At 39.3% G+C, this 23947-nt stretch carries 17 protein-coding genes; 9 read left to right on the forward strand and 8 right to left on the reverse strand.

What is annotated here, in order from left to right; genetic code table 11:
• Positions 1 to 47: 47 nt before the first annotated feature.
• From C9J42_RS11955 to C9J42_RS11965, 3 genes are all read right to left on the reverse strand, one after another.
• Positions 48 to 1766, reverse strand: coding sequence for a VRR-NUC domain-containing protein (locus C9J42_RS11955; RefSeq protein ID WP_233219386.1), 1719 nt, complete (start codon positions 1764 to 1766; stop codon positions 48 to 50).
• Positions 1767 to 1806: 40 nt separating this feature from the next.
• Positions 1807 to 2823, reverse strand: coding sequence for a tryptophan--tRNA ligase (gene trpS, locus C9J42_RS11960; RefSeq protein WP_107287962.1), 1017 nt, complete (start codon positions 2821 to 2823; stop codon positions 1807 to 1809).
• Positions 2824 to 3446: 623 nt separating this feature from the next.
• On the reverse strand, positions 3447 to 3689 hold the full coding sequence (locus tag C9J42_RS11965; RefSeq protein WP_107207367.1) for a hypothetical protein: 243 nt from the start codon (positions 3687 to 3689) through the stop codon (positions 3447 to 3449).
• A gap of 109 nt (positions 3690 to 3798) precedes the next feature.
• Between C9J42_RS11965 and C9J42_RS11970 the strand changes: the two genes are divergently transcribed.
• A complete protein-coding gene (locus C9J42_RS11970; protein WP_107207366.1) occupies positions 3799 to 5328 on the forward strand; it encodes a sodium:alanine symporter family protein in 1530 nt (509 codons plus the stop codon).
• Positions 5329 to 5386: 58 nt separating this feature from the next.
• On the opposite strand, the gene C9J42_RS11975 is transcribed toward C9J42_RS11970, so the two are convergent.
• The gene (locus C9J42_RS11975; protein ID WP_107246563.1) at positions 5387 to 5944 is read right to left on the reverse strand and encodes a type II secretion system protein; all 558 of its coding nucleotides are present in this window, start codon (positions 5942 to 5944) and stop codon (positions 5387 to 5389) included.
• 386 nt (positions 5945 to 6330) lie between these two features.
• Here C9J42_RS11975 and dbpA point away from each other — a divergent pair, with 386 nt between their 5' ends.
• A complete protein-coding gene (gene dbpA, locus C9J42_RS11980; RefSeq protein WP_045152533.1) occupies positions 6331 to 7716 on the forward strand; it encodes an ATP-dependent RNA helicase DbpA in 1386 nt (461 codons plus the stop codon).
• A 98-nt stretch (positions 7717 to 7814) separates the two neighbouring features.
• Here dbpA and C9J42_RS11985 read toward each other — a convergent pair whose 3' ends face one another.
• Positions 7815 to 8033, reverse strand: coding sequence for a hypothetical protein (locus C9J42_RS11985; protein ID WP_107207364.1), 219 nt, complete (start codon positions 8031 to 8033; stop codon positions 7815 to 7817).
• 274 nt (positions 8034 to 8307) lie between these two features.
• Positions 8308 to 8529 carry a hypothetical protein gene (locus tag C9J42_RS11990; protein ID WP_107207363.1) on the reverse strand — a complete coding sequence of 74 codons (222 nt, stop codon included), beginning with the start codon at positions 8527 to 8529 and terminating at the stop codon, positions 8308 to 8310.
• Positions 8530 to 8912: 383 nt separating this feature from the next.
• Between C9J42_RS11990 and C9J42_RS11995 the strand changes: the two genes are divergently transcribed.
• From C9J42_RS11995 to C9J42_RS12015, 5 genes are all read left to right on the forward strand, one after another.
• Complete coding sequence (locus C9J42_RS11995) at positions 8913 to 10739, forward strand: sodium:proton antiporter (RefSeq protein ID WP_107207362.1); 1827 nt, start codon at positions 8913 to 8915, stop codon at positions 10737 to 10739.
• Between the two features lie 198 nt (positions 10740 to 10937).
• Positions 10938 to 12341: a phosphoethanolamine transferase gene (locus C9J42_RS12000; RefSeq protein WP_107287961.1), complete on the forward strand. Its 1404-nt coding sequence runs from the start codon at positions 10938 to 10940 to the stop codon at positions 12339 to 12341.
• Positions 12342 to 13092: 751 nt separating this feature from the next.
• Positions 13093 to 15753: an alpha-glucosidase gene (ygjK, locus tag C9J42_RS12005; RefSeq protein WP_107292531.1), complete on the forward strand. Its 2661-nt coding sequence runs from the start codon at positions 13093 to 13095 to the stop codon at positions 15751 to 15753.
• A 467-nt stretch (positions 15754 to 16220) separates the two neighbouring features.
• Positions 16221 to 17855 carry a phosphoethanolamine transferase EptA gene (eptA, locus tag C9J42_RS12010; RefSeq protein WP_107207359.1) on the forward strand — a complete coding sequence of 545 codons (1635 nt, stop codon included), beginning with the start codon at positions 16221 to 16223 and terminating at the stop codon, positions 17853 to 17855.
• A gap of 43 nt (positions 17856 to 17898) precedes the next feature.
• A complete protein-coding gene (locus tag C9J42_RS12015) occupies positions 17899 to 18258 on the forward strand; it encodes a diacylglycerol kinase (RefSeq protein WP_008988692.1) in 360 nt (119 codons plus the stop codon).
• A gap of 357 nt (positions 18259 to 18615) precedes the next feature.
• On the opposite strand, the gene speB is transcribed toward C9J42_RS12015, so the two are convergent.
• Positions 18616 to 19548: an agmatinase gene (gene speB, locus C9J42_RS12025; RefSeq protein WP_107207358.1), complete on the reverse strand. Its 933-nt coding sequence runs from the start codon at positions 19546 to 19548 to the stop codon at positions 18616 to 18618.
• Between the two features lie 95 nt (positions 19549 to 19643).
• Positions 19644 to 21563, reverse strand: a complete 1920-nt coding sequence (gene speA / locus C9J42_RS12030) for a biosynthetic arginine decarboxylase (RefSeq protein WP_107246489.1) — start codon at positions 21561 to 21563, stop codon at positions 19644 to 19646.
• 709 nt (positions 21564 to 22272) lie between these two features.
• Between speA and C9J42_RS12035 the strand changes: the two genes are divergently transcribed.
• The gene (locus C9J42_RS12035; protein ID WP_107207356.1) at positions 22273 to 23187 is read left to right on the forward strand and encodes a DUF808 domain-containing protein; all 915 of its coding nucleotides are present in this window, start codon (positions 22273 to 22275) and stop codon (positions 23185 to 23187) included.
• Between the two features lie 190 nt (positions 23188 to 23377).
• Positions 23378 to 23848: a glycine zipper 2TM domain-containing protein gene (locus C9J42_RS12040; protein ID WP_107207355.1), complete on the forward strand. Its 471-nt coding sequence runs from the start codon at positions 23378 to 23380 to the stop codon at positions 23846 to 23848.
• Positions 23849 to 23947: the final 99 nt, after the last annotated feature.

The raw sequence follows: 23947 nt of genomic DNA on the forward strand, positions 1-23947 counted from the left end.
ACGGCAGGCTTTTATTACGCTAACGCAAAAAACGTCTATTTATTCGCTTAGTCTTCGTTAGGATCTGAAAATGTAATATAAGCCACTTGTGCGGGAATTCTATGTTGATCAAAAAAAGCGAGCCAACGTAACTGGTGGTCTTGTAGTTTATCACCGGGTCCTTTGACTTCTACCCACTGATAACCCGTGTCATTAAACATGATCAGATCAGGCATTCCTGAGCGGTGGTGGCGTAAGTCTTTTAGTAATCGACGAAACATTACCGCTAATTGAGCTGGTGGTATATGGCTTAAAGCCAATGTAAGTGCTTGCTGATTAAATAGCTCCCAATGTACCCAGTAGTTAGAGATCCCTTGCTTTGTCTCAAAGTGTGTTTGCCAGCCATCATAGTGACCTTGTTCAATCGCTTGTAAGCGTTCATCAATTACGTCTTTTCGCTTGAGGTAAAACTCTGAATTGAACATATCCAGTGGCGCTAATTGGTAAGGATTAATAAAGCTGCCTTTGATGGGGGCAAAGATAATATCCCACATTGCTAACCCAAAAAGGCTGTTGAGAAATTGGTTCTCAAGATAGAACACCGTCCAACCTTGAGACTCAAAATAGCCAGCAGTGCAGTGTTCAACCCTTTGGTGTTCAGGATTCGCAAGTTGCAGTTGTATCGCTTTTGGAGCAAACGTTTTTGGAGCTGTAAAAATGTGATTGACTGACTTTGCGAGCTTTTTCTCTAACCTCAGACTTACGCCGTATTCATCTTCATTTTTCGCATCATGCTGAATATTTTTCACGACATCGTAGGCTGCTTGGTATTGCTGCTGCGCCATGAGTATTCGTGCTTGTCGTTCACGGCTTGGCGTACGTTCAGTTTGACGAAATAGAGCAAGTGCTGCGTCATATTGATGGTTTCGCTCTAAATCTCGCGCCATATGATTGATCAGTTTTTGGCGTTTATTTTCGAGAGGCAACCATGAAGTAGCCTTTGGCAATAGTGGTACAAGGGAAGAAATAGTATCGTAGTCTTTCGTTTCATGGGCACGCCAATATAAGTCGGATAATTGGGTTAGTGTCAGCCATTGGTCGACTTGTTCTGTGGTGTGGAACAGTTGCGTGCTGGCATCAATCCGGTAATTTTCAAATTTATGGAGCCCTAAATCACTTAATACAAATTGGCTAAGATCTTGATGGCTATTACCAAAAAACAGCAATAGAAACTTTGCGAGCAGTGTTTGTTGTTGCACCATAACAAGTGGCTCGCTAATGACATTAAGCAAGTATTCACTATCATCATGGCTCTCTAATTTAAATAGTATTTCAGCTTTCTTATCTGTTTTTTCAATAAGGGTTGGGAATAAACGCTGTAGTTCAGGTTTGGTATAGAGTGAGAAAATATCACTGATGCTGATAACTTGCTGCTGGTGAAGAGCGGTGATTTCTTGGCTAATAAAATGAGCATGAATCAGCGCATCTTTGGCTAAGTCGATATTTGTAATTTCGTCATAATTAAGTTTGTTAAAACGAAATAAGATCCCTTTACGTGATAGTAAGCGGATCAGCAACATTTGCGCATCGGTTGAAAGCTGGTGGAAAGATTGCAGCCAGTGCTTTTCATCTGTACTTAATAATGAAGCATGATACTGCTCTACAGTTTTAAGTAACGCCTTAAAGTTGTGAAGGTAGTAGTCTTGTTCGAGTTCGATGGTTGCCATATAACTGCACTGTGTGATTGGACGGCTATGTTTATCTGAAAATCGAGTCAGTATAAACATAGCTGTCTTTATACCCAAGTTACTTAGATATCCGAGACGATTAGAAAAGGTTAAGCCCAAATGCGCTTTTCACATCATGTAATACGAGCTGAGTTTCTTTATTGGCTTTTTCGGTGCCTTTTTTCAATACTTCAACTAAATAGGCTTTATCATTTAAGTATTCTTCACGGCGTTGACGAATAGGCGTAATTAAGTCATGTAAGCACGCCTCTAAGATTTTCTTTGTTGTACCATCACCTAAACCACCACGTTGGTAATACTCTTTTAGTTCAGCGATATAGCTTTGATCTGGATGAAAAGCATCAAGATAGGTGAAGACAACATTACCTTCAATGTTACCCGGATCTTCAACGCGAAGATGGTTAGGATCGGTGTACATTGATTTCACCGCTTGGCTTATTTGTTTACTGCCTGCGCCTAACGTAATCGCATTTCCCATTGATTTAGACATTTTGTTTTTACCGTCAGTACTTGGTAGGCGTGCCACATTACTTAGTAGTGCTTGGCATTCGACTAAGATCTCTTTACCAGCGATATGGTTAATTTTACGAACGATTTCGTTGGTTTGCTCTAGCATGGGTAATTGATCATCACCGACAGGGATCAAATTAGCCTTGAATGCCGTGATATCAGCCGCTTGAGAAATGGGATAAGTTAAAAACCCGGCAGGAATGGAACGACCAAATGCTTTAGATTGAATTTCATTTTTAACGGTTGGATTACGTTCAAGTCGAGAAATCGATACTAGGTTTGAATAGTACATGGTCAGCTCAGCCAATGCGGGTAGTGATGATTGTAAACAAATCGTGGTTAAGTTGGGATCGATACCAACGGCGAGATAATCGGCTACCACGTTTAAAATATTCGATGCGACTTTCTGTGGGTTATGCCCATTATCAGTCAGTCCCTGCATATCAGCGACAAGAATGGTTTGTTGGTACTGATGTTGTAGTTGAATGCGTTGTTCAAGGGAACCCACATAGTGGCCAAGGTGAAGTGGACCTGTTGCTCGATCGCCAGTAAGAATCACGTTAGTGCTTTGTGCTGATGTTGTCATAGTCTTCTCCAGAAAATAATTGTTGCTACCGGAGAGGACTGAAACAAGATCATAATTGTTCATGGCAAACCTTCCGGCAGCGTATGAACATAAAAATAAGGTGTGTTAGTTCAGCGCCGCTCTAGTAAGAGCGCCACCAACAAAGAAAGAGGTGAGGTGAACTTAATCGTAATTCCATAGAGGAAACAATATCCCTCTAATCTTTTTCTAGCAAGCATTTTATGCTTTATCTTGTTTACTAAAATTGAAAACTAACGACTGATTTTTTGAACATACGAGAATAACTAAAAGGTATAAAATGCAGTACATAAAGATTAAATCGAGGTCTAAATCATGTCATTTAAGTCTACTTATTTCTTTTTCTTCATTTTTGCATCCGTACTTTGGATCGGTATTCCGCTACTTGCTGTTTCCGTTTAATAAGTTTTATTTATTCTTTATTTTGGATGATTATTCTGATTTCAAAGGGGACTGGCCGGTAAAATAAAGAATATTATTTCATGGTAAATAATCGCTCTAGCAAGGCTACCTAGGTGATTGTGTTGATATTATATTCACTAATATTGATTTTTTATTCTTTATTTTGTGCTAGTACTCTTTTCTTTATCCGATAGTCATCTCATTTATGCAGATAAAAATACTAATCTGTGTAAGATATTCTCCATAATTCGCGATTTTTTTGTAAGAAATATGCGATTTATATGATGATTATTCTCACCTGCTTGTTTGACTCCCATTCTAAAAATAGCGTCATATCCTTCCTTATTGTTTTTTATCTTGTTGTTTATTTTGTGTTTTTTATTTTCTTGTTCTTTGTTGGCAAGTAAGTTGATTGTTATTTTTGCGATATGCAATGCTTGTTTCATACTCTTATGATTGGGGCTTTATTCAAATTTAGGATGTTGCTATGTTAAAAGTGTAAACAAAATGTAAAACTACAAATATGAATTTTGTATATTCAAACAAGGATGTTGTATGAATAAAATTTTAATGACGGCAGCCATGCTTGGCGCATCAGGTAGCACCTTTGCTAGCTCTCTTGATGAGAAGATTAATGAGGTTGTTGCCCCGATTGTTAACCCTTTTGTTGGAATGATTTTCTCTTCCATTCCGCTTCCTTTTACGGATGTTAAAGCGCCATGGATTGTACTTTGGCTTGTTGTCGCTGCTGTATTTTTTACCGCTTACATGGGCTTTATCAATATTCGTGGTTTTAAACACGCCGTTAAAATTGTTAAAGGGGATTATGCTGATCCTAAAGACAGTGGTGATGTCACCCCATTTCAGGCTTTATCGACAGCGCTTTCTGGTACTGTTGGTTTAGGTAATATTGCAGGTGTTGCTGTTGCTGTGACAATTGGTGGTGCTGGTGCAACGTTCTGGATGATCCTTGCAGGCTTACTGGGCATGTCGACTAAGTTTGTTGAGTGTTCACTTGCCGTTAAGTACCGTACTTATAATCCAGATGGCACTGTCTCTGGTGGTCCTATGTACTACCTAAGCCAAGGTTTAGAAAAACGTGGCAATGCAGCATTAGGTCGTACGCTTGCGGTTCTGTTTTCAATCTTTGCGATTGGTGGCGCGTTAGGCGGTGGTAACATGTTCCAAGCCAACCAAGCGTATAAGCAAGTTGTTGGTGTAACGGGTGGCGATTTATCTTTCTTTGCTGATAAAGGTTGGTTGTTTGGCTTGATCCTCGCGCTATTGGTGGCATTCGTTATCATTGGTGGTATTAAGTCGATTGCTAAAGTAACAGCGAAAGTTGTTCCATTCATGGCGATTACTTATGTTGGTGCAGCAGTCGTTATCCTAGTGATGAACTACAATCTGATTGATGATGCCTTTGCCCAAATTATTAATGGTGCATTTACCGGTGAAGGTATTACTGGTGGTGTGATTGGTGTGCTAATCCAAGGCTTTAAACGTGCAGCGTTCTCGAATGAAGCGGGTGTGGGTTCAGCGGCGATTGCTCACTCAGCAGTTAAAACCAAAGAGCCAATTTCTGAAGGTTATGTCTCTCTGTTAGAACCGTTTATCGATACGGTTGTGATTTGTACTATGACTGCCTTGGTTATCATTATTACGGGTCAATTAGGTTCAGGCCTTGCAGGTGTAGAATTAACTTCAGCAGCATTTGGTAGCTCAATTTCTTGGTTCCCATTGGTACTTGCTGTCGCGGTTGTTCTGTTTGCTTTTTCTACCATGATCTCTTGGTCTTACTATGGCCTTAAAGCGTGGACGTACCTATTCGGTGAAAGTAAGAAAGCGGAGATGGCGTTTAAACTGATGTTCTGTACTTTCGTTGTTATCGGTGCATCAATGAACCTAGGTCCTGTTATCGACTTCTCTGATGCAATGATCTTCTCAATGGCACTGGTTAACATTGTCGGTCTATACATCATGGCACCAGAAGTAAAACGTGATTTGAAAGATTACCTACTACGTTTGAAAAACGGTGAGATCAAAGAACAAGGTAAAGCTGCAGCGAAACTTGCTAAGCAATAAGGTATAGCTGTTAAATAGAAAAATGCCGAGCAATATGCTCGGCATTTTTATGTTTGGGCTATTTGCAAGGAGTAAACGTTAGCTTATAACCTGATGCTGTTGATGATGCAGGCGTATAGGTTAGGTAACAGTTATCACGATTCATTTTATAACCGATGAAGTGACCTTCATCATTCTTTGCTTGTTCAGCAAATTGTTTAAAGGTGATTCTGTTTTCTCCTGCATGATTGGTAATACGCCAGTCAGTATTAAAATTATCAATTAAGTTCTTTAATGTGCCGCTATCATTAAGCGGATAGCCATAAGCAAATACACAGTCATGACCAGGTTTACTCGAACAGCCGGGGATTTTTAGATCTGCGGCATAAACTCCCGCACCGTCATAACTACCTTTATTTCGTGTTGCAACGTAAGGCTCATTCTCTAGTCCTGCAACGGCTAGTTTAGAATACGTTGTTCCAAATACGGATTTTAATGAGCCTTCAAGCCCTCTTAATGAGGCATCTCTGGCATCATTTTGTAGGTTCATAAACTTAGGCGCAGCGACTACTGCTAAAATACCAAGAATAACAATAACAACGATAAGCTCTATTAAAGTAAAACCATTCTTTTTCATCGGGGATAACTCATACATCATTCAACTTGAGTGGTGTTTTTTGTGGATTGTATTCCTAGGTGATATTTTGGCAATATAATTATCTATTATAGGGTATTATTTTGGTTTGTTATTCATTTTAAGCGCTATTTGTTGAATGCTAGTGAATACGAATTGCTTAACGTTTTAAAAGATAACCTTGATGTGACGAAACATTGATTTTAGTCGGTCAATGGAAAGAGATATTAGCGCAGCGCTAAATAAACAAATGGGTTGATCCTGTTGAAGTAGATTGTCAGCATGCCCATTAGCTGTTAGTGTCGCACCCCTTACGCATGCTTGCTAAATCAACATGCTGATATTCTAAAAACACGCTATGGTGTGTTAGTTGTATACAGGACATAATTTTGAGCCAGACTGCTTTTTCTACGTTAAACCTTAACCCTGATTTGCTCAGTAACTTAACGTCATTAGGTTACGACGCAATGACGCCGATCCAAGCGCAAAGCCTACCTTTAATTCTTGAGGGAAAAGATGTTATTGCTCAAGGTAAAACAGGTTCAGGTAAAACAGCAGCATTTGGCTTGGGATTACTACAGAATCTAAAAGTAAAACGCTTTCGTGTGCAGACGCTAGTATTATGCCCAACGCGTGAGCTTGCTGATCAAGTCGCAAAAGAAATTCGTCGTTTAGCTCGTGCTATTCACAATATTAAAGTTTTAACATTATGTGGCGGCACACCTTTTGGGCCACAGATTGGTTCATTAGAGCATGGTGCACATATTATTGTGGGCACGCCGGGTCGTGTAGAAGAACACGTTCGTAAAGGCTTTCTATGTTTAGATGAACTAAATACGTTAGTGCTTGATGAAGCTGACCGAATGTTAGAGATGGGTTTTCAAGACTCATTAGATGCAATCACTGATGTTGCGCCAAGCGATCGTCAAACACTGCTGTTTAGTGCAACCTATCCAACTCAAATTGCTTCTATTGCAAAACGTATTATGCGTAACCCTGTTGAAGTGAAAGTTGAATCTAACCACGATAATAGCAGCATCTCTCAGCACTTTTATAAAGTAGAGAGTAATGATGACCGCTTACGTGCTGTACGTTTGTTACTTAGCCAGCATCGCCCTGAGTCATGTGTGATTTTTTGTAATACCAAGCGTGAAGCACAAGAAATTTCTGATGATCTTGAAGATTACGGCTTTAGCTCAATTGCATTACACGGTGATTTAGAGCAGCGTGAACGTGATCGCACTTTAGTATTGTTTGCTAATAAAAGCCGTTCAATTCTAGTGGCAACTGATGTGGCTGCACGTGGCCTTGATATTGATAATCTTGATGCGGTGATTAACTATCACTTAGCACGTGATACTGAAGTGCATGTGCACCGTATTGGTCGTACTGGTCGTGCAGGTAGTAAAGGTATTGCTTGTTCGTTATTTAGCGATAAAGAACATTATAAAATCGCATTACTTGAAGATTACCTAGATCGCCCAATCTCAGGTGAAGCGTTACCAGCCGAGCATCTATTAGATCAACCAACGTTCCGCCCTGAAATGGTAACGTTAATGATTGATGGCGGTAAAAAACAGAAAGTCCGTCCGGGGGATATTTTAGGTGCATTGACGGGTGAAAATGGTATCGCTGGTAGTGATGTGGGTAAAATTAATGTCTTTGACTTCTGCGCTTATGTAGCAGTGAAGCGTGAAGTTGCACGTGCTGCATTGAAGAAGTTAGAAAACGGTCGAATTAAAGGTCGTAACTTCCGCTCTCGTCAATTACGCTAACTGCACTTTTAATCAAATAAAAAATCTAAAGAAAAGCCGATAGTAATATCGGCTTTTTTCCAATTCAATAGTAATAAATCACGATATAACAAAGTGTTTTATAAGAAGTAGTGTTGGTATTGAGAGTAAATTAACTCACTAAGGTAGTAAGTCAATTGGAATGAATGTTCATCAATACACAAGGTACAGTCACGCTCATCCTCATCAATGGAGTTGATAGCTATCGCAATTGTTTTCCATAATTGTAATTCACGATTTAGTGGTATATCAGCGATGAGTTTTTCATCACTATTGAAATTTATTGTTAAAATGGCCATGCGGAATAATACAGTGGTAAAGTTGAGCGATGATATGCATAATTATTCCTTTAAGCAATAGTTATGCGGTTTTTATGGCATTAATATCCCAAAATACCGCTTGCTTATCAGAATTTTTTGAATAGTTATTATAAATAAGCTGGTTGAGGTTATGAATATTTAGAGTTAGCTATTAGAGCCGTTTAAATAAGATAAGATGATAGAAAAAAAGCCGATGCAATATCGACTTTTGTAAAACAGGTTGAATAACTTCATTTAGAGATTCAGGAAAAGGCTATAAAAAATAATGTTGGTACTGAACATAAATGGTTTCACCTAGGTGTTGAGGCACTTTAAAAGAGTGATCATCAATACTTAAAAAGCTGTAGATGTCATTAGCTTCATCTTCTTCTTTTAAAGAAATTGCAACCATCTTCCAAAGTTGCAGTTCGTGAGTTGGAGGGATCTTAGCAATGAACTTTTCATTTGCAGCGAATGTAATATTTAATGTAGCCATACTGATAACCTTATAATCTTCCTGTGCAAGAAGAATAGCCCTAAGATACCCACAGGCAATTATTTATGTTTATAGCGTTATTGAGATCTCATTTTTTACTTTTGGTTGTTTGTTTCTAAGTGACTTATTTGCGTAAAAATGGCAACAAATAGTCTCGTCTCTTTATCTTATCCTTGTTTTGAAATCCTCATTTTTGTCATCTATTTGTTCTAAATATGAGCAACAAAATGATAAGGTTGAACTCAGCACCCATTTATTAGTCAGGTAGTGGCAAACAATAGCTTTAGTTATATTGGGCAGATAAGAATATAGCGAGCTATATTCGTTATATTTTAAAATCACATAAATAATGTGATGTGTATTAAGCTATAGAGTATGACCTCATGCATGAAGAAATGATTGGCCTAACTATCGCGGGATTAGGTGTTTTAGGCCTGAGCTGTCAATGGTTAGCATGGCGAATGAAATTGCCAGCTATTTTATTATTATTGATGGCTGGATTAATAATAGGGCCTGTGACAGGAGTATTTAACCCTAATATTTTATTTGGTGATTTACTGTTTCCATTAATTTCATTATCAGTTGCTGTGATTCTATTTGAAGGCAGCTTGACCCTAAATTTTGATGAAATTAAAAATGTAAGGCGTAATGTAAAATCTATTGTCACTGTTGGGGCAATCATTACATGGATGATCACCAGTGTCGCTACTCATTACTTATTGGATTTTAGTTGGCCATTAGCCTTGCTGTTTGGTTCTATGACAGTTGTAACAGGGCCGACGGTGATTGTGCCGCTATTACGTACCGTTAGGCCACAAGCCAAACTTGCTAATATTTTACGGTGGGAAGGGATTTTAATTGATCCCATTGGTGCAATTTTCGTTGTTATTGTTTATGAGTTTATCGTCTCTAGTAGCACCATCCATAGTGTTGAAGTTTTTGGTCTTATGTTGCTGGTGGGTCTGGTGCTCGGTGGTGTTGCAGGTTGGCTATTAGCGCATGTATTACGTCGTCATTTACTGCCAGAATATCTCCAACCGTTTGCTGTTTTAGCATTAGTACTTGGAGTATTTTCAGCGGCTAATGCGTTAGAGCCAGAAGCTGGATTATTGGCTGTTACAGTGATGGGCATGTGGCTGGCGAATGCGAAAGACGTCAATATTCAGCATATTTTGCACTTTAAAGAAAACTTAACAATCTTACTGATTTCTGGTTTGTTCTTGATCCTAGCATCACGCATTCAAATGTCTGATTTCCATGCATTAGGTTGGGGAGCTATCGCTGTATTTGTGGTGATTCAACTGGTGTCACGCCCAGTATCTATTTTCATTTCCACTATGTTTAGTCAGTTAGCCTTTAAAGAAAAACTGTTTTTAGCTTGGGTAGCGCCACGAGGTATTGTTGCGGCAGCTATTTCAGCGTTGTTTGCGTTAAAGCTTTCAAACGATGGGGTAGCAGGTGCAGAACTATTAGTCCCACTAACCTTTATGGTGATTATTGGCACAGTGGTCTTGCAAAGTTTAACTGCGCGACCAATGGCTAAGTTACTGGGCGTTGCGGAGCCTTCACCTAAAGGCTTTATAATTGTTGGTGCGAATGACGTTGCGCGCACTATTGCGTTAGCATTAAAAAAATATGATTGCCGTGTCGTGGTGACAGATTCTAATTGGGATTATATTCGTGCCGCACGTATGGCTGGGCTTGAAACCTATTACGGTAATGCCGTATCAAGCCATGCTGATGAGTATTTAGATGTGATTGGTATTGGCCATTTATTAGCGTTAACACCAGATAAGCATTTTAATGCAGTAGCAGCTATGCACTTTGAAAGTGACTTTGGTAGCCGTAATGTGTTCCGTTTGAACGGACGTCGGCATAATAGTGGTTTAGAGAAACACTCAGCATCTCAAGCGCATAATGGTGCTGCTTTATTTGGTGAAGATATTAGCTATAAGAAATTAGCGAGTTTGATTAACCAAGGTGGTGAGATTAAACATACTAAGTTGAGTGATAACTTTACGTTAGAAGATTACTACGCGCAGTATAAAGCAAGTCAACTTATTCCAATGTTTGCGATTGATCCTAAAGGTTATATTTATACATATACGGTTAACGATGAATTTGCTGTGAAGGCGGGATGGACGATAGTTTCTTTAATTAAAGAATTAAAAGTTTCAGAAGAAGTTAAAGATATAAAAACAGAAGTTTAGCTCTTCTAGCTATCATCATAATGATAAAGGCACGTTAAACGTGCCTTTTTCTTTTTCTTATATGTTAATATCTTCCACTTAGTTTTTAGAATATCGTGGCTTATCGTGAAACAAAAAATAAGAATGCTTATAAAAAATAAGCGCTTTCTCTTTGATCTTATAATATCAATTTTTCTTGTTGTATTATCGACCACTGCAATGGGAGCAAAGCACCACAATTACTTGTTATCATTATTGGTGTATTGTGTTGGTGTTATGATCCTCGCTGGATATAAGCAAGTAAAATACTGCTTGTTATTACCATTGTTTATTATAAGTTGGCTTTATTTACCAGTAGGTATGATTTATGGTTCACCTAATATTGGATCTGTTGCGTCATTATTAGATACGAACAAGCAAGAAGCATTAGAGTTTATTTCAAATATTCCATCAGATATTATTCCTTGGTCAGCCAGCTTATTTATTTTAATTCTTGTCTTTGCATTTAAGAAAACATCTTATCAACTTAAACATGATATTCCGTTAGTCATTGGATTGGTACTTCTCTATTTTTCACCTTATAACCATCTTTTTGTACGCGGCTATCAATCTGTTACTGATTACTTTGTGCAAGAAAAGGCACTTGAGGCTGCTTTCTCGCATAAAGTGAATTTGGATATTCAGCAGGTTACACCTCAATATCAAAACTATATTGTTGTTATTGGTGAGAGTATGCGTCGTGACTATATGTCATTATATGGTTATCCAGCGAAGACAACCCCGTACTTAGATACTGCCAATGGCTTGTTTTTAAATGGCTATATTTCAACGGCACCAAATACAACAACTTCATTACCACGTACGCTTTCTTTAAGCCAAGGGCTAACGTTCAAGCCTAATATTAACTTTATTAATCTTGCTAATAGCGCAGGGTTTAAAACGTACTGGTTATCTAATCAAGGAAAAATAGGACGTTATGATACGCCTATTTCAAAATTTGCAATTTTAAGTAATGAAACGCATTTTTTGAAAAATGGCAGTTTTAATGGTTCAATTAATTATCAAGACTCCGATTTGTTACCTTTATTTAAACAGGCTTTGCTGGAACCAACGAAGCAGCATAAGTTGATTGTTGTTCATTTAATGGGATCACACGCAAAATTTTGTCGTCGAATAAAGCATGATGATTATCATTTAAAAGATAAACAACTGTCTTGTTATTTATCAACATATCGAGAATTTGATGCGCTAATGAAAAATATGGTAGGGATATTAAAAAATAGTCAGCAATCATATTCATTAATGTATTTCTCTGATCATGGCTTAAGCGATAAAAATAACAAAGGTAAAGATGTGTATTTAGTACACGGAGCGGATCATAAATCAAATTATGAAGTGCCATTCTTTATTTTATCAAGTGATAGTAAGCAACATGAGATGTTGAAAAAGCAAGTTAGTGCTTATCACTTTTTATCACTATTTTCAGATTGGACTGGGATTGAATCAAAAAAAGTAATGCCATTAACTTTAGATCAGATACACGATAAAAATATTCGTGTGTTTAATTACAGCAAAATGGTTGATTTCAATCATCTAGCCCCCGATCCTGCGGTGAAAATATAAAGTAAACATTCGCTTATGTTTCGTTCTTTAATAGGTTAATGATTTTAATGAAGGCCAAGTGGGTAACACTTGGCCTTTTTCATACGCTTGATTAGGGTTTTTATCGTCAAATATAAATGGTGATGTATGTTGTTATAAATGTAGTCTATTTATCAACGAGGTTATTTTTGAGCATTAATGCAATAAAAAGGAAGAATTTTTTGTACATCAATAGTTAATTTTTGCTGCTTTTTCCGAAAAATTAAAGGATTGGATAGTTAATGGAAAAGAATTAAGGAAGTATATTTATATTATGTAAGTAAATGACTGTGATATTTATCAAGAAATAAAACAAAAAATAGTAATTTCAATTGTTACTTTACACCTTGTTCTTGTTACTAATGTTACATAACTTATTTTTAATAAGGGATGTTTGTAGAACAAATATCATAGTTAACATGATTATTTGAGGAGAAGATCTAATTTTTATTTATCGTTTTTATTCAGATTAAAAGATAATCAACCTATATAAATTAATAGTGTGAATTTACTTCAAAAATATAATGGATTTTATTTCTTATACTTGTATATGATTGTTACATTCCATACTTAAGCTGAATTTAAGTAGGTTTATTTATGTGATTTACTTCAATTTTAGTGTTTTTATTTGTCTTTAATATTCCCTCCGCTTATAGCGCAATACCAAAATACTCTACCCATAAAAATAATATTAATTCCATGTGGAATGTCTCTTTATATTAAAGGTGTAACAATGACGAATAATCCAATAGTAACTAAGAAAACATTACTTGCCGCAGTGATCGGCTCTTTATTATTGACTGCTGGCTGTAATAGTGATGATTCGTCTAGTTCATCGTCTGAAGAGAAAAAGAAACCAGAATTAGCCCTGCAGTTTAAAGACATTATTGATCGCACAGGTACACCAAAACACCTTGCAGAAGTTGGAGCGGGTAATCACATGGCTTATACGCCATTACATGATGACGGCGCGTGGCATGGTCACCTATTACCAGATTTAAAAGCAAATCCAGAAAATAAAGGTGGCTTTGGTGTGACGGCTATCGCTGAAGAATATAATACTTCGGTAGCAGAGTATTTCGATAAATTATCTATTTTAAAAGATGGTCAGCCTGTTGATTTTAAAGCTGTTGCTTACAGTATTCCTGGCGCGTTAATTCAAACATTAACCGCCGATGATATTCGTGTTGAGATGACATTGCAGTTTGTTTCTTCTCGTTCCTCATTGGTTGAGACGGCCGTTACTAATAATAGTGGTCAAGATCTTACGTTATTGTGGGACGGCAAATTAGTTGAACGTTTCTACGCCCTAGATGGTGTTGAAAAGCCAGTATGCAGTGAATTAGATAAAGATGATAAGCAAGAATGTTATGAAGCAACAGTCGCTGAACAATTACCTGATTTAACGCGTACTTTAACAACGGATAATCATGGGAATATTACTCTACAGTTTGGTAAAGAGCGTGATTCATGGTGGGTGAGAACCCGTGGTGATTCAGCTTTTTATATTGATCGCAGTATTGCCGCTAAAACAACAGTAAAGGGTTTGGAATATCAATCAACGTCAGATATTGGTAATGAAAAAGAAACCAAGATCTATACCGTCTTTAGTCATACTTTAACGGCGGATGAGTGGAAACAAGAGCAGCCAGTTGTGGCTGATATTTTGAAAAATCCTATTAAATATATGAATGCGACCACTAGTCGTTGGGAAAGTTACTTAAGTCATGGTTTAGTAAATGACAATGCAACGACAGAACAAGAGCGGGTTGCAGTGAAAGCGATTGAAACCTTAACTGGTAACTGGCGCAGCCCCGCTGGTATGGTAAGCCATGATACAGTAACGCCATCGGTAACCGCACGTTGGTTCTCTGGTAACTTAACATGGCCGTGGGATACGTGGAAACAAGCGTATGCAATGGCGCATTTCAATCCTGATCTTGCGATGGAAAACATTCGCACAGTGTTTGAACACCAAGTGAAAGCTGACGATGTGTTACGTCCATATGATAAAGGCTATTTGCTTGATGTGGTGGGTATGAACATGTCTCAGCAACGTGGAGATGCATTGGGCTTAACCGAATTTAATGATGCACAAACATGGAATGAGCGTAATACAAAACCATCACTGGCGTCATGGGCGGTATGGGAAGTCTACACAGCGCTGAAAGATAAATATAACCGTCCAAGTGATGCCAAAGCATGGCTTGAAGAGATGTACCCACAGTTAGTGGCATACCATGATTGGTGGTTAACTGCACGTGATACTAATAAGAACGGTATTCCTGAATACGGTGCGGCAGTGGATCCTGAGCACACGAAAGATGGCCAGCTTATTTACAAATATAAGTTAGAAGGCGATACAGAATGGCAAGTTGCTTATGGTATTGATAATTACAATGCACTGTTAGAGTCGGGCAATTACGTTGCTATAAGCAGCCCTGCACAGACTGCAGCGTCTTGGGAGTCAGGTCGTGATGATGCCGCGGTATTTGGTTTTATCGACACTATTGCTGATGCGCAAGGGCTGACTGATTCTGACGAAATTGCTACCATCGATCAGCTAGGTCGTTATGCGAAAGAGAAGTACGAGTTTGATAATAGTTATAATATCAATGCTAAGGCTGTGACTTACCGTAATACTGATGCGGTTAATACTGCAAAACTGAATCTGGCGAAAAAAGATTGGCAGGTGAAGTTTAGTGAGAACAAAGACGCATCTGGTGAAGTGATTGGTTACTCACTGATGCAAGAATCGGTCGACCAAGCTTCATACTGGTACAGCGATAACAAATATCTTGCTCAAATTGCTGAGGTATTAGGTCATAGCGATGCCGCAGAAACCTTTACGCAAAAAGCAGTAGAGACTAGGGACTACATTAATAAATGTATGTTTGATACTGACACTGGTTTCTACTACGACATCAATATTGATAGTTCTGAAGCGAAAGAATTAAATAATGGTTGCGCGGGTAAGCCAATTGTAAAACGAGGCATGGGTGCTGAAGGTTGGTCACCGCTGTTTAATGGTGCTGCAACAGAAGTGACAGCTAAAGCGGTCGTTGCAAACATGATGGATACCAGAAAGTTTAATACGACAGTGCCACTGGGGACTGCATCGGCTGATAACCCAGCTTATGGTGCCGATATTTACTGGCGTGGTCGCGTATGGATTGATCAGTTTTATTTTGGTGTGAAGGGGATGGCGAATTATGGCTATACCAAAGAAGCGCATGAGATGGTAAATAAACTTTTTACTAATGCAGAAGGTTTAACTAAGCAGCTTCCGATTCAGGAAAATTACAACCCTGAAACAGGGGCGGTGCAGGGCGCAAATAACTTCTCATGGAGTTCTGCTCACCTTTACATGCTATACAACGACTTTTTGAAATAAGTCGTTCAGTGAAAAGTTAATTTGATTCAGCATTAATCCCCCTAATGTTGATAACTCCAACGCCAATACAGAGAACGTATTGGCGTTTTTTATATCAAAGCGGTGAAAACTGTATCTTGTTCTATCTCCTGTCAGGATGTAAACAGCTTATTTATTCATAATTCAACGCGTGAATATATTGCTTTGACCTTTTTTCGACATGGGTGCAGTTATCGTACATCTTCTATATTTACTAAAAGGTGAAAAGAAGATGGTATGAAAACGTCACTATCCATTAGCTGAATCTTTGTTTGCATTTAAGATATAAAGCAATTTATATAGTTATTGGTTAATTGTATGAATTTATAGATATAATTCGCCGCCAAAATGGAACAGATTCGCCAAGGTTGGCATGACGTTAATTGTGAACTGGAATGCCAATGTTCACGCCATACCAAATGATGATAAATACTCTTGGGAATAGACACATGAAATTTCGTTTAACGAGTGTGCTATATACGCTTTTAATCGCACTGTTTTTTACGGCGATACAAAATATTGCGTTATGGCGACATATCACTGAATTATTTGAAGCCAATCCGCCAAATAGTCTTATTTTTGCCATATCCATACCGATCTTTATTTGTGCGGCATTAAATATCATCTTTACCTTACTTATTTGGCCGAAGATATATCGTGTTTTGATCCCTGTACTGATTATTCTGTCGGCACTAGCAACCTATGGTATGTACAGCTATGGCGTATTTTTCGATTACGGTATGATCGTTAATATTTTTGAGACGAATACCGGTGAAGCGACCAGTTATCTATCGCTCGGTGGTGGGATATGGTTATTGGTTATCGGGATTATTCCTGCCATCATCTTTACGTCGATGAAAGTACAATTTAAGCCCTTTTTTAAAGAATTACTGTCAAAATTAGGATCGATTGTTGTCTCGTTGCTAGTGATTGGCTTGATTGCTGCTGGGTATTATAAAGATTATGCGTCTTTGGTTCGTAACCACTCTGAAATTAAGGCGCTGATTAACCCAACTAACTATTTGTCAGCCACTTATCGTTATGCGCAGTACCAGTTAATTGAAGCGAAGATGCCGTTTAAACACATTGGCACTGATGCGGTAAATGAACACGCTGTTATCTCTGAAAAAACAGGTAAACCGAATGTGGTGGTGATGGTATTAGGTGAAGCATCACGTTCGATGAACTATTCACTCAATGGTTACGATCGTGATACCAACCCTGAGCTGGCAAAATTGAATGTGATCAGCTTTAAAGATGTTAAATCTTGCGGTACGGCAACGGCAGCTTCTGTGCCTTGTATGTTCTCTGATATGACTAAAGCGAACTACAACCCAATGACCGCACGTCACCAAGATGGCGTATTAGATGTGATGCACCACGCGGGGATTGATGTGTTATGGAAAGATAATGATGGTGGTTGTAAAGGGGCATGTGATCGCATTAAACATGTTGAGATGAGTGCTGAAATTGATCCTAGCTTGTGCCATAACGGCTCGTGCTACGATCAAATCTTATTGAAAGGCCTGCAGCAATACATTGATGATGCGAAGCAAGATACCTTTATTGTGCTGCATATTATAGGTAGTCATGGGCCAACCTATGACGATCGTTATCCTGCTAAATTTAAAGTGTTTACCCCTACCTGTGATACCAGCGATTTGCAAAACTGTACTCAGCAGCAGGTAAAGAATACCTACGATAACACCATTGTTTATACCGACTATATCTTGAGCCAAGTGATTGATATGTTGAAGCAAGATGATCATCATGCCAATACAGCGATGTTCTATATGGCCGATCACGGTGAATCTTTGGGTGAAGATGGCGTGTACTTGCATGGTTTACCTTATGCTATTGCACCGAAAGAGCAAACCACTGTGCCACTGATATTATGGTTATCACCTGAATACCAAAAAAATCAGCACATTAACCGTGCTTGCTTAGAAAAAGAAGCACAAGCCGGTGGATATTCACAAGATTATCTGTTCCATTCACTACTTGGCATGATGGACGTAAAAACCAACGTTTATGAACCTAAACTAGATATATTTTCACAATGTCGTAGTATTAGCGCCCATTAATGCAATGCTAGCTAACTGATTATAAATAGAGAGAAAAATAATAATGAAACCGGGTGCGACGGGAATAACTCGAATTATTAATGCCGCAGGCTATTCTGTTCAAGGATTGAAAGCTGCATGGAAGAACGAAGCGGCATTTCGCCAAGAGTCAGTGCTACTGGTGCTAATGACTGTGATTAGCTTTTTCTTACCGGTGACTGGGGTAGAGCGAGCAATCATGATTGCTTCATTGTTGTTAGTGATGATTGTTGAGTTGATTAACTCAGCCATTGAGGCAGTGGTTGATCGTATCGGTCCTGAACACCATGAGTTGAGTGGCCGAGCGAAAGACATTGGTTCGGCAGCGGTATTTGTTGCGATGGCACTGGTTGTTGTTGTGTGGGGCGGGATCTTAATTAGCTAGCGACGACACAAAATAATAAAACAGCACACTTAAAGAAATGCCAGAGTGAAAGCTCTGGCATTTTTGTATTTATATACCCAAGTGGCTTCAAGGTGCCTGATTCAGAGCGAGGTCACTGAGTCGAATTCAAGGAAGGCAACGAAGCGGAATAGCGAGCTCTTTCCAAGTTGTCTGACGCAAGAAGTCGGCTCAGTGACACGCTCCCAAAGGGCGAGCGTCCTTAGCTCTCAGACTTTGTTAACGATTCTCAATGTAGAACCACTATATCTTCGAATCGTTGCTGCGCCTGAGAACTAAGGTCGTCTCGCTGAACACTGCATCTTGAAGTTACTTGGGTATAGGCATGTGCTTTATCGTTTATTTAATATCTGCTTTCTTATGAGTTAATGCCCATAGGTGCAGCATATCGGTTGCAATTGTTGCTGCTGCAAGGGATGTCATATCAGCGTGATCGTAAGACGGTGCCACTTCAACCACGTCCATACCAACTAAGTTAATACCTTCTAGCGCACGGATAATTTTCAGTGCTTTATCTGATGTTAAACCACCACACACAGGAGTACCTGTACCCGGTGCGAACGCAGGATCTAAACAGTCAATATCAAAGGTTAAGTACACAGGCATATCACCCACTTTTTCTTTGATAGTTGAAACGATTTGCTCAACCGACCAATCGTTAGCGGTACCAGCATCAATCACGTTAAAGCCTAAGCTGTCGCAGTGATCGGTACGAATACCAATTTGTACTGAGTGGTGAGGGTCAATTAGGCCTTCTTTCGGTGCATGGTAGAACATGGTGCCGTGATCAAACTTACTGCCTTGATCATAAGTGTCAGTGTGGGCATCAAAGTGGATCAATGCCATTTTACCGAACTGCTTAGCGTGAGCACGAAGCAGCGGCAGGGTCACAAAGTGATCACCACCAAAGCTTAACATTGCCTTACCTTGTTCTAATAGGCCGGTTGCGTGTGCTTCTAGACGCTCACACATTTGTGCGGCATCACCACAATCAAATACCAGATCACCACAGTCAGCAATCTTGATAGTTTTAAATAAGTTAAATGTCCATGGCCAACGTTTACCTTCCCATGCTAGGTTGGTTGAAATTTGGCGAATCGCGCCAGGTCCCATGCGACTCCCAGAACGACCCGTGGTTGCCATATCAAATGGAATACCAGTGATCACCACATCAGCATCAGACTCCATTGGTGAGAAGTTGAGTGGTTGACGCAAAAAACCAAACGCATTTGCGTATAGTGAGTAATCTGGGTAGTTAGCTAATGTTGCCATGGTTCTCTCCAACAACAATCTTGGGCAAAGCCCTGTTAAGACATCCTATCACACAGGATTGACGTGATAGGGACCTTATTCAGTCTATAAATTAATTAGATAGCACGAACATCTTCGAGGTAAGTGTAACCTTCAAGACCTTCTGCTAATTCTTGTAAAATTGCATCACGTTCGTGAACAGTTAAATGTTGCTCAGCCATTGTTTGGTATTGGCGTAAAAACTCTTTCGAGTCTAAATGCACGTAGCGCAATACATCGCCAACACTATCACCACGATCAATTTTTTCTATTTCATAACCACCGTCAGCACGAGTACGAACAACAGCGGTGTCGGTATCACCAAATAGGTTATGCATATCACCTAAAATTTCTTGATAAGCACCAACCATAAAGAAACCAATACGGTAAGGCTCTTCGGCTGACCATGTTGGAACCGGTAGTGTGGTTTCAATACCCTGGCTTTCAACATATTGATCAATGGCACCATCTGAATCACAGGTGATATCTAAAATAATCGCACGACGTTCAGGGGCTTTATCCAAATTGCTTAAAGGCAATACAGGGAAGATTTGATCAATACCCCATGCATCTGGCAATGATTGGAATAAAGAGAAGTTCACAAAGAACTTATCCGCTAAACGCTCATGCAACTCATCTAAAATCGGGCGGTGAGCTCGGTTTTTATCTGAGAGTTTTTTCTGTAATTCGTAACATAGGCGTAAGCTAACTTGCTCTGCCCATGCACGGTCGATAAAGCTGATCATCCCAACCCCAAATAGGGCGTGAACTTCGGCTAAATCGCTTTGGTTATCATGGTAGATCTCAACTAACGAGCGTTGATCGGAATGCTCAGAGAGCTCTTTCCACGACATCCACATGTTCTGTAGCACTTGTGGTGCATCTTCAGTAGGTGCACTAATGCTTTCTGGTTTGTAGCTTTCTACACCCACAACATCGGTGATTAAGACTGCGTGATGCGCCGTTAAGTTACGCCCAGATTCTGAAATAATGCGTGGCATAGCAATATCATATTCAGTACAAATATCACCTAATACATAAACAATGTTGTTTGCATATTCGTTAATACTGTAGTTCATTGAACAACTGCTCTGGCAACGGGTACCTTCATAGTCCACGGCCAAACCACCACCAACATCTATAGTTGTAATACCAACACCGATTTTTTTCAATTCTGCGTAAACACGGCCGGCTTCACCCACACCATTTCTTACATCACGAATGTTGGCGATTTGTGAACCTAAGTGGAAATGCAACAATTGCAGACAATCTAGCATATCGCGCTGGCGCAGTTCATCTACCACAGTTAAAACCTGAGATGCCGATAATCCAAACTTAGACTTCTCACCACCACTGGCTTGCCACTTACCTTTACCTTGCGAGGCTAAACGAACGCGTAAACCAAGACGAGGAGTAACGCCAAGCTCTTTTGCTTGCTCTAAGATAATGCGTAGTTCTGATAGTTTTTCTAGGACGATATACACTTCGTGTCCTAGCTTTTCACCTATGAGTGCAAGGCGAATGTATTCTTTATCTTTATAGCCATTACAAACAATGACTGAGCTCGCCTCTTGCGCCATAGCCAGCACAGCCATAAGCTCTGGTTTACTGCCCGCTTCTAAACCTAACTGACGTTGTTGTTTAGCGTATTGGCTTTTAAGAATTTCGCTAACGACTTCCTGCTGTTGGTTTACTTTGATTGGATAAACCGCAAGGTAGTCACCAGTATAGCCATAATTTTCAATAGCTTGGTTAAACACACTACATAAGCTGTCGACACGGTGATGCATTATTTCTGGAAAACGCACCAATACCGGTAATGAGGCTCCTGCGGCAATCAGTTCATCAGCAAGTTGCGATAAACCAATGGTATTGCCGGGAGCTTGTAAATTAGGACGTGCAACCACTGAACCATCTTGTGCAATATCAAAATAGTTTTGGCTCCAGTAAGGCGTATTATAAACGTCACGTGCGTTATTAATTGTCCACTCACTCATAGTCTTAATCCTTGCAAAGTACGCGTCAGTTTTTTAAGGCGAACAAAAGCCCTACAGAACTGCAGAAAATATAAATAAAATAGAAGGTTATGGTTACTGACGTCATAAAAGTCAGGATCTAAAGGTCACGCTAATAAAAAAGCAGTCCACATCTAACAGTAGTGTGTTGCATTTAATTACACGTAACTGGGACTATCCGAGTTCGTTTCATCATTACTATTAATGAATATACGTGTCGATCGTCTAGATTGGGTTGGTCTGGTGCTGTTGGCTGCGTTGTCGCATACTTTATTCAGACAAGAAAATGCTTGTAGGTATAGTGCTGCGAATAATTTCATTGTCATTTCCGAACAGGTCGTGCTGCTACTAGCACGGTATGACATAACGTAAAGAGAGGAATTCCAATCTCAGTCTACACCTCAAACCGAAAAGAGGGTGCTTGGCGATTAGACAATTGAATGAGGCTAACTGCAATCAAAAAAGATTTATCGTTATGATAAGAAAGATTAGCCATTAGGCTTTATACCGACTTTAATTGAAAAGAGCGCTAAAGCGCGATAAAAAACACTGGTTTTTATTTTTTCAGTATAGGCATTATAATGCTTAACTGTATGTGAATGAAGTCAGTATTAACGGTTTAGTATTAACATCATATTGTTAGTTTGTGTATTTAAGAGCAATAGGCTCTTAATGGAAGGAGTAGTAACCTGTGGCAGGTGCAAGTTTATTAACTTTGTTAGATGATATCGCGACCGTATTAGACGATGTTGCTGTGATGACAAAAGTAGCAGCACGAAAAACAGCGGGTGTGTTAGGCGATGATTTAGCATTGAATGCCCAACAGGTAACGGGGGTACGTGCTGAACGCGAAATTCCTGTTGTATGGGGTGTCGCAAAAGGCTCATTTAAAAATAAGCTGATCTTGGTTCCCGCAGCGTTATTGATCAGCGTAATAGCCCCATGGCTGATTCAACCAATGCTGTTATTAGGCGGTTTATTCTTATGCTTTGAAGGTGTTGAAAAAATCGTTGAGAAATTATTTCATTCAGAGGCAAACACGGAAGATAAAGTTGATGTGTTAGCGCAAAGTGATGTTGATATCGCAGAGTATGAAAAAGAGAAAATAAAAGGGGCTATTCGTACTGATTTTGTTCTTTCTGCTGAAATTATTGTGATTTCTTTAGGGGTTGTACAAGATCATCCATTTTTAACTCAAGCCATTGTTGTCAGCGTAATTGCTGCGGTTATGACGGCAGGTGTTTATGGCTTGGTTGCAGGTATTGTGAAGCTAGATGATGCGGGTTTATATCTTGTAAATCATAGCGAACAAGCGAGTTTGAAAAACCGTTTTGGCTCGCTATTGGTGAACATAGCACCTTATCTTATGAAGGCTCTGGCGTTTGTCGGCACAATTGCGATGTTTCTTGTCGGTGGCGGTATCGTTGTACATACATTGCCGCATTCCCATGAAATTGTGGAGAACATTGTACAAGCTGTCAATTTGCCTGGTTCAGCGTCTATTCTACCACCATTAATGAACGGTATTGTGGGTGTTATTGCGGGAGCCGCGGTGGTTGCTGTGGTGACGTTGATTAATAAAATTCGCGGTAAAAAAACACACTAGATTGAGTATTTTTTACCTTTTAAAAGAGAAACTAATTGTAAAGCTTTGCTTCTTCTTACGCGAATAAATTGTAACATATTGTTTTTATTAGTCCATTCAGTGTAAATACAGGATTTGTGAGCAAAATGTTAATTTAACGTCCAAACTTATATCGTTGTAATAGCAGATTGCTTTATTGACGGAGGTTATATTGAAAAAGTATACAGTAGCATCTTTATGTCTAGTCGCAGCACTTGGTGTATCAGGTTGTGCGCAAAATCCATATGGTAATGCTTATGATGTCGGTGAGGCACGCACAGTACAAAATGTATTAACCGGTACGATCATCAAATTAGATGCCGTAACCATGAGTGGTGGCGGTGAAAATATGATTGGTACTATTGCTGGTGGTGCCATTGGTGCCATTCTGGGTTCGAAAGTTGGTGGCGGTAGTGGTTCTGATATTGCGGCTATTGGCGGCGGTTTAGCTGGCGCAGCTTTAGGTAATAAAGCGGGTGATGCAATTAGTCAGCGCAATGGCGTTAATATCGTGATTAAACTTGATAGCGGTAGAACCATTGCGGTTGTGCAGGAAGTCGATCCAAATATGATTTTCCGTGTAGGCCAACGTGTTGATATTTATCAGCAGGGTAATACGACACGCGTTGTGCCTGGCAACTAATCGCTAAAAATGAAATGTTTATCAATTTGAAAGGCAGTCTATCAGGCTGCCTTTTTTATATGTTGTGAAATTATAGTTGGATAAATATTTATATCGCTT

This window comes from Photobacterium sp. GB-56 (genome assembly GCF_003026105.1).
In the GTDB taxonomy this organism is placed as follows: domain Bacteria; phylum Pseudomonadota; class Gammaproteobacteria; order Enterobacterales; family Vibrionaceae; genus Photobacterium.